This window comes from Pseudomonas sp. GXM4 (assembly GCF_008923895.1).
Lineage (GTDB): Bacteria > Pseudomonadota > Gammaproteobacteria > Pseudomonadales > Pseudomonadaceae > Aquipseudomonas > Aquipseudomonas atacamensis.
Genome location: NZ_WBRZ01000280.1, coordinates 1 through 6929, shown reverse-complemented (window position 1 = coordinate 6929; position 6929 = coordinate 1). Strand labels below are relative to the sequence as shown.

The window sequence follows — 6929 nt, the reverse complement described above, 5'->3', positions numbered from 1 at the left end:
CAGGCTGCGATCTTTGCTTTCCAGACGCGCGCAACAAAACGCCAGACAAGCTGGCGTTTTTTTTCAGCCGACTAACTCTTACGAGTTCGCACGAGCCTGGTTACGCAGGGCCTTCACTTGGTCGTGGTTGCGTTGTACGCCGTGGTACTGACGCTCAACCAGATCCTTGATGCCAACCAGATTGTGCTTGTTGATCTTCTCGATCGCTTCACGATAAGCCTTCAGCGCATGGTCTTCACCGCGCTCGGCTTCGTTCAGCACAGCCTCTTCGTCTTTACCGGTGAACATGGATTTGACGTCGACCCAGCGACGGTGCAGATCACCGGCAACGCTGGTCGAAGTTTCCGGATCACCGCCCAGCGAACGTACCTGAGCCTGCAGCTCGGCTGCTGCGGTGGCGCAATCGGCAGAGCGCTGCACGAACAGGGTTTTCAGTTCTGGGTGCTTGATGTCTTCGGCGCAAGTCTTGAACCCTTCCTGACCGTCCTTGCAGGTTTCAATCAGGTCGTTGAGTACAGAAATGGCTTCTTTATTCATGTCGGTCATTTTTCAATTCCTTGCGATGGGTTGAAGATGCAAGGGATATTGCAGTGTGCGTGCCAGCTTCACATAAGGTAAAAATATCTTTGTTTTCAGTGACTTAAGAAAGATTGAACCATCTGTATGCTGGTTTTTTGCATGATCTGTCATTTGGCCTGCATGCAGAATGCCTGTATTTTCCAGGCTGTCATGTGAACGATGAAGCGTGCTGATGAATCCGGAAAAACTCGAACTGCTGATCACCCGCGAGATGCCCTTCGGCAAATACAAAGGGCGGATCATTGCCGACTTGCCTGGCCCCTATCTGAACTGGTTCGCCCGTGAAGGCTTTCCCCACGGTGAACTCGGTGGCCTGTTGGCGTTGATGCAGGAGATCGACCACAACGGCCTGTCCGACCTGCTCGAACCGCTGCGCGCCAAACACGGCAAACCCGCCCCGCGCCACTGACGCGCCCTTCCCTCTTGAGCCTTGCCGACCATGCCTGACAACACCCGCCGCGCCCGTGACGAAGCCTTCTGGCAGACATTCGCCGACCGATACGATGTGCAGCCCGGCCCGGTTAATCTGGAAAACGGTTACTTCGGGCGCATGTCGCGCACGGTGATCGAGGAGTACCAGCGCAATATCGAGCTGATCAACACCAGCAACTCGATTTATGTGCGCCAGCGCTTTGAACAGCACGACAACCTTGAGATCCGCGCGCAACTGGCCGAACTGATCGGCGTGCGCGCGCAAAGCGTGGCGCTGACGCGCAATGCCACCGAAGGCCTGCAATCGCTGATCCGCAATTACAATCGTCTGCAACCGGGTGATCAGGTACTGATCTGCGACCTCGAGTACGACACGGTCAAGGGCGCCATGCGCTGGCTGGCGCAACAGCGTGGCGTTGAGGTCATCGAGATTACCCACCACCATCCCGCCAGTTTCGACAGCCTGCTGGAAAGCTACCGGGAAGCTTTCACCCGCCACCCGAAGCTCAAACTGATGGCGCTGACCCATGTCACCCATCGCACCGGTCTGGTCATGCCGGTGCAGGCCATCGCCGCACTGGCCAAAGAGCACGGCGTCGACATCATCCTCGACGGTGCCCACGCCCTCGGCCAGATTGAATTTGACCTGCAAGCGTTGGGCATCGCTTTCGCCGGTTATAACCTGCACAAATGGATCGGCTCACCGCTGACCCTTGGCTTCATCTATATCGCCCCGCAGCGTCTGGCCGACATTGATCCGGACATGGGCGAGATGCATTACCCAGTAAGCGATATTCGCGCGCGCACCTCGTACAGCACGCCGAACATCCCGGCGCTGATGACCTTGCCGCTGGTGTTCGAAGAGCACGACGCCCTCGGTGGCGCCGCAGCCAAAAGCCCACGCCTGAATTACCTGCGCAACCTGTGGGTCAGCGCCGTGCGACACCTGCCGGGCATCGAGGTGCTGACGCCGGACGACCCGCAACTGTATTGCGGGATCACAGCGCTGCGCTTCACCCGGCATGCCGATCAACAGGCCATGGCCGAGCGGCTGCTCAGCGAATTCAACCTGTTCACCGTGGTGCGCACCGGCGCCGCATGCGGGCCGTGCATTCGCATCACCCCGGGGCTGACCACCACGGCTGGCGAGATGGAGCAGTTGGTCCACGCATTGAACCAGCTGCGCTAGAACGGCACACCGGAGTTTTTTTCGTAGCCTTCAAGACCCAACTGCGCCGACACGGCGAAGGTGTCGATGCCGAGGGTCAGGCTGGCGAAGGCGCCGTCTTCAAGATCGGCGCCGGCGATCGGCCGCAATACCAACTGCAAGGCGTCCTCGGCGGCACCTTCACAGCCGCAGCGGCCTGGGAGGTGCAAGGTCCCGGCCCAGGCCTCGTGGTGAGCTTGGGCTCCTGCTTCGTCGCCGGGAATGAATACGTTCAGCTTCAGGCAAGCAGCCCCGTGCGCAGGTCGATCCGGATAGACACTGGTGAAGCGGACGATGCCATGGCTGTCAGTCGATTGACTGCCGCCCAGGCTGGTGTCGCCATCGACACGCTGTTGAATGCGCACCAGCGCGCCGATGACTGGCTCGCTGGTCATCGCATCGACCAGCGACAGACGCAGGATCAGCGGCAGGCCTTGGACACCCTGGCTGATATTGCGCACTTGGGAATCGGCTGCGGGGCGGCCGAGGGGAAGTTGCTGCGGTTGATAACGGGATTGTGGTGTAAGGGTCAGAGACTGACGGTCGTCCATGAGGCGTTCTCTCTTCCATAAGATGGACGCAGATTAACCCCGTGAAAAAGCCAGCGTGCAGTAACTATGTATCGCCGCATGTACCGGCAGTTTTTTCAGCGCAAAAAAAAGGTGCGCCGACCAAGCGCACCATAAAGCCGTAAAGCACACAACGAGGTGTAGGGGTAAAGATCAGTCCAGCAGCGCCAGGGCTTCGGCAGTGCATTCCTGAATGCGCGCCCAGTCGCCGTTCTTGATCCACTCCGGATCAAGCATCCAGCTACCGCCCACGCACATGACGTTTTTCAGCGCCATGTAGCTCTTGATATTGGCCGGGCCGACGCCGCCAGTCGGGCAGAATTTCACTTCGCCGAACGGGCCGCCGAGCGCCTTGATTGCCGCCACGCCACCGCTGACTTCCGCCGGGAACAGCTTGAAGCGGCGATAGCCCAGACCGTAGCCTTCCATGATCCCCGAGGCGTTGCTGATGCCCGGCAATAGCGGAATCGGGCTGTCGACGCTGGCTTCGAGCAGGTCACGAGTGATGCCCGGGGTGACGATGAATTGCGAACCGGCCGCTTCCGCCGCTGCGAGCATGTTGCGGTCGAGCACGGTGCCGGCACCGGTCATCAGTTCCGGACGCTGTTCACGCAGGATCTGAATGGCCTTGAGGCCGAACTGCGAACGCAGGGTCACTTCCAGCGCGGTCAGGCCACCGGCGGCGAGGGCGTCGGCCAGCGGCAGCACGTCCTGTTCACGGGCGATGGTAATCACTGGCAGGATCCGCGCCTTGGCGCAGAGACTGTCGATCAGGGCAACTTTGTCCGCCATGGAAACGGTCGGGGATGGGGTTGTCATAGCGGCTGTTCCTTGGCTCATGGGCACCAGTAAATCTCTAACGTAGGTTGCAGAAACGCGCGCACCGGCATGGCCGCAACGTCATCGGATGCCAGCGCGGCATTCAGGGTGGTCAGTTTCGATTGACCGGAAATCGACAGAATCTTGTGCCGGGCCGAGGCCAGCAGCGCGCGGCTCATGGTCAGGCGCTGACGTGGCACGCTGGGCGCCAGCATCGGCCAGCAACGGCGCGTGCCATCGGCTTGCAGGGCTTCGGCGAGGTTCGGGCTGTCGGGGAACAGCGACGCGGTGTGACCGTCATCGCCCATGCCCAATACCAGCACGTCGATGGGCGGCAGTTCGCCGAGCAGACGATCGGCCTGTTCCGCAGCCTGCTCGACGTTGGCCGCCGCGCTGTAGAGGCTGAGGAACTGCGCCTTGGCTGCCGGGCCTTTGAGCAGATACTGCTTGAGCAGGCCGGCATTGCTGTCGGCATGTTCAACCGGTACCCAGCGTTCGTCGGCCAGGGTCACGACGACCTTCGACCAGTCCAGCTCCTGCTTGGCCAGGTGCTGGAAAAACGCTACCGGGCTGCGTCCGCCGGACACCACCAGCACCGCGTTGCCGCGTGCCGCGATGGCGTCGCTCAGTTGCTTGGCAACGTTGAGCGCCAGACCTTCGGCGAGCAGCACCGGGCTGTTGAATTCGCGGGCAGTCACGCCCGTCGGCAGTTGCACATCAGATATCGCCATACCACGACCTCCCGTCCCGCGTGATCAAAGCAATGGAGCTCATCGGCCCCCACGACCCGGCCGCATACGGCTTGGGCGCGTCACCGGATTTCTTCCACCCGGCGATCAACTGGTCACACCACTTCCACGCGGCTTCGATTTCATCTTTACGGACAAACAGGTTCTGATTGCCGTTCATCACTTCCAGCAACAACCGCTCGTAGGCATCGGGGATCCGCGCGCTACGCCAGGTGTCGGAGAAATTCAGTTGCAGCGGCCCGCTGCGCAGTTGCATGCCCTTGTCCAGGCCCTGCTCTTTGGTCATCACGCGCAAGGAAATGCCTTCGTCCGGTTGCAGGCGGATGATCAGTTTGTTGCTGATCTGCAGACGCTGCTCCGGGGCGAAAATGTAGTGCGAGGGTTCCTTGAAGTGGATGACGATCTGCGACAGCTTCTGCGGCATGCGCTTGCCGGTACGCAGGTAGAACGGCACGCCGGCCCAGCGCCAGTTGCGGATGTCGGCACGCAGGGCGACGAAGGTTTCGGTGTCGCTCTGGGTGTTGGAATTCGGTTCTTCGAGGTAACCCGGAACGGATTTCCCCTCGCTGTGGCCGGCGATGTACTGGCCGCGCACCACTTGCGTGGTCAGGCCTTCCGGGCTGATCGGCGCGAGCGCCTTGAGCACTTTCACTTTCTCGTCACGGATGCTGTCGGCGGACAGGTCGGCCGGCGGATCCATGGCAATCAGGCAGAGCAACTGCAACAGGTGATTCTGGATCATGTCGCGCAGTTGGCCGGCCTTGTCGAAATAGCCCCAACGGCCTTCGATGCCGACCTTCTCGGCCACGGTGATTTCCACGTGGGAGATGTAATTCTGGTTCCACTGGGTTTCGAACAGGCTGTTGGCGAAACGCAGGGCGATCAGGTTCTGAACGGTCTCTTTGCCCAGATAGTGGTCGATGCGGTAGGTGCGGTCTTCCGGGAAGAACTGCGCGACGGCGTCGTTGACCTTGCGCGAGGACTCCAGGTCAGAGCCGATCGGTTTTTCCAGCACTACACGGGTGTTCTCGGCCAGACCGACTTTCTCGAGGTTCTCGCAGATCGCGCCGTATACCGCCGCCGGAGTAGCGAAGTAGGCAATCATGCGCTGGCTGCTGCCGGCCAGTTCCGCCAGCGCCACGTAATCCTCAGCCTTGAGGAAGTCGACGTGCAGGTAGGTCAGGCGCGCGAGAAAGCGCTCGGCTACGGTTTCGTTCAGCTCTTTACCGACGTAACGGCGCAATTCGGCGGCGATGAACGCCATGTGCTGCTGCTCGCTGCCGGGCTCACGGGCCAGCGCGATGATTCGCGTGTCCTCGTGCAGCAGGTCGGCACCGTCAAGGTGATACAGGGCAGGAAACAGCTTGCGCAGGGCCAGATCGCCAAGCGCGCCGAACAAGGCAAAGGTGCACGGTTCAACCGTAATGGAAGGCATGATGTTTGTTCTTTTATCAAGTTAAGCTACAAATACCTTTTTTCAAGGCATCACTCAAGGGAAAATGTAGTAATAACCACAACATTTTCGCAGAATACTCAATCCGAGTGGTGGTCGCCCGGACGCATCAGTAGGATAGGCCACCGTCACGGGCCATATCAAAGGCCCAATTTGCATAGCCCGACGCAACTCTGCGTCGGTGAATCAGGAATTCCATATGGACCGCGTGCGAAATTTACTGGAACAGATCCAGAGTCGCCTTGAAGAGCTGAACAAGGCCGAACGTAAGGTCGCCGAGGTGATCCTGCTCAACCCGCAGCAGGCCACCCGCTTCAGCATCGCCGCCCTCGCCCAGGCCGCCTCGGTGAGCGAACCGACGGTCAACCGCTTCTGCCGCTCGTTCGGTGTCAGCGGCTACCCCGAACTCAAGCTGCAATTGGCGCAGAGCCTGGCCAGTGGTGCGGCGTATGTCAGCCGCGCGGTCGAGGCCGACGACAATCCCGAGGCGTACACGCAGAAAATTTTCGGCAGCGCCATCGCCTCCCTGGACAGCGCTTGTCAGGCGCTCGACCCGAACCTGATCAGCCGCGCCGTCGACCTGTTGATCCAGGCCCGGCAGATCCATTTCTTCGGCCTCGGCGCCTCTGCCCCGGTGGCGCTGGATGCGCAGCACAAGTTCTTCCGCTTCAACCTTGCGGTCACCGCGCATGCCGATGTGTTGATGCAGCGAATGATTGCTTCGGTGGCGCACACCGGTGAGCTGTTCGTGATCATTTCCTACACCGGACGTACCCGTGAGCTGGTGGAAGTGGCGCGGATTGCCCGGGAAAACGGCGCTTCGGTTTTGGGCCTGACGGCGGAGAATTCACCGCTGGCCAAGGCCAGTACTTTGAGCCTGAATATTCCGTTGCCGGAAGACACCGACATTTATATGCCGATGACCTCGCGGATCATTCAGTTGACGGTGCTGGATGTGTTGGCGACCGGGATGACCTTGCGCCGTGGCGTGGATTTCCAGCCGCATTTGCGCAAGATCAAAGAGAGCTTGAATGCCAGCCGGTATCCGGTTGGGGATGAATTCAACTAAAGATCAAAAGCCCCCTCACCCCAGCCCTCTCCCGGAGGGAGAGGGAGCCGAC

The 6929-nt window shown here is 60.3% G+C and carries 8 protein-coding genes; 3 read left to right on the top strand and 5 right to left on the bottom strand.

Annotated elements, in window-relative coordinates; all coding sequences use genetic code 11:
- Positions 1 to 78 precede the first annotated feature (78 nt).
- The gene (locus tag F8N49_RS23750; RefSeq protein WP_016773542.1) at positions 79 to 546 is read right to left on the bottom strand and encodes a PA2169 family four-helix-bundle protein; all 468 of its coding nucleotides are present in this window, start codon (positions 544 to 546) and stop codon (positions 79 to 81) included.
- Between the two features lie 205 nt (positions 547 to 751).
- Between F8N49_RS23750 and F8N49_RS23745 the strand changes: the two genes are divergently transcribed.
- Together F8N49_RS23745 and F8N49_RS23740 are read left to right on the top strand one after the other, a co-directional pair.
- Positions 752 to 988, top strand: a complete 237-nt coding sequence (locus tag F8N49_RS23745) for a DUF3820 family protein (RefSeq protein ID WP_003227425.1) — start codon at positions 752 to 754, stop codon at positions 986 to 988.
- A gap of 30 nt (positions 989 to 1018) precedes the next feature.
- Complete coding sequence (locus F8N49_RS23740) at positions 1019 to 2200, top strand: aminotransferase class V-fold PLP-dependent enzyme (protein WP_071173339.1); 1182 nt, start codon at positions 1019 to 1021, stop codon at positions 2198 to 2200.
- Here F8N49_RS23740 and F8N49_RS23735 read toward each other — a convergent pair.
- From F8N49_RS23735 to zwf, 4 genes are all read right to left on the bottom strand, one after another.
- Entirely contained in the window at positions 2197 to 2769 is a 573-nt protein-coding gene (locus F8N49_RS23735; protein WP_071173340.1) for a hypothetical protein, read from the bottom strand. The two genes, F8N49_RS23740 and F8N49_RS23735, sit on opposite strands and share 4 nt — an antisense overlap.
- Before the next feature lie 171 nt (positions 2770 to 2940).
- Positions 2941 to 3606 (bottom strand): bifunctional 4-hydroxy-2-oxoglutarate aldolase/2-dehydro-3-deoxy-phosphogluconate aldolase, encoded by a 666-nt coding sequence (locus F8N49_RS23730; RefSeq protein ID WP_016773539.1) that lies wholly within the window; start codon positions 3604 to 3606, stop codon positions 2941 to 2943.
- Positions 3607 to 3623: 17 nt separating this feature from the next.
- Positions 3624 to 4337, bottom strand: coding sequence for a 6-phosphogluconolactonase (gene pgl, locus F8N49_RS23725; protein WP_024014058.1), 714 nt, complete (start codon positions 4335 to 4337; stop codon positions 3624 to 3626).
- Positions 4324 to 5790, bottom strand: coding sequence for a glucose-6-phosphate dehydrogenase (zwf, locus tag F8N49_RS23720; protein ID WP_016773537.1), 1467 nt, complete (start codon positions 5788 to 5790; stop codon positions 4324 to 4326). Before zwf ends, pgl begins: the two co-directional genes overlap by 14 nt.
- Before the next feature lie 226 nt (positions 5791 to 6016).
- On the opposite strand from zwf, the gene F8N49_RS23715 reads away from it, so the two are divergent.
- A complete protein-coding gene (locus F8N49_RS23715; protein ID WP_169842436.1) occupies positions 6017 to 6877 on the top strand; it encodes a MurR/RpiR family transcriptional regulator in 861 nt (286 codons plus the stop codon).
- The last annotated feature ends 52 nt before the right edge of the window (positions 6878 to 6929 follow it).

Coding starts and splice junctions, on each gene's coding strand:
- F8N49_RS23750 (WP_016773542.1), bottom strand. CDS start 546: ATGACCGACATGAATAAAGAAGCCATTTCTGTACTCAACGACCTGATT.
- F8N49_RS23745 (WP_003227425.1), top strand. CDS start 752: ATGAATCCGGAAAAACTCGAACTGCTGATCACCCGCGAGATGCCCTTC.
- F8N49_RS23740 (WP_071173339.1), top strand. CDS start 1,019: ATGCCTGACAACACCCGCCGCGCCCGTGACGAAGCCTTCTGGCAGACA.
- F8N49_RS23735 (WP_071173340.1), bottom strand. CDS start 2,769: ATGGACGACCGTCAGTCTCTGACCCTTACACCACAATCCCGTTATCAA.
- F8N49_RS23730 (WP_016773539.1), bottom strand. CDS start 3,606: ATGACAACCCCATCCCCGACCGTTTCCATGGCGGACAAAGTTGCCCTG.
- pgl (WP_024014058.1), bottom strand. CDS start 4,337: ATGGCGATATCTGATGTGCAACTGCCGACGGGCGTGACTGCCCGCGAA.
- zwf (WP_016773537.1), bottom strand. CDS start 5,790: ATGCCTTCCATTACGGTTGAACCGTGCACCTTTGCCTTGTTCGGCGCG.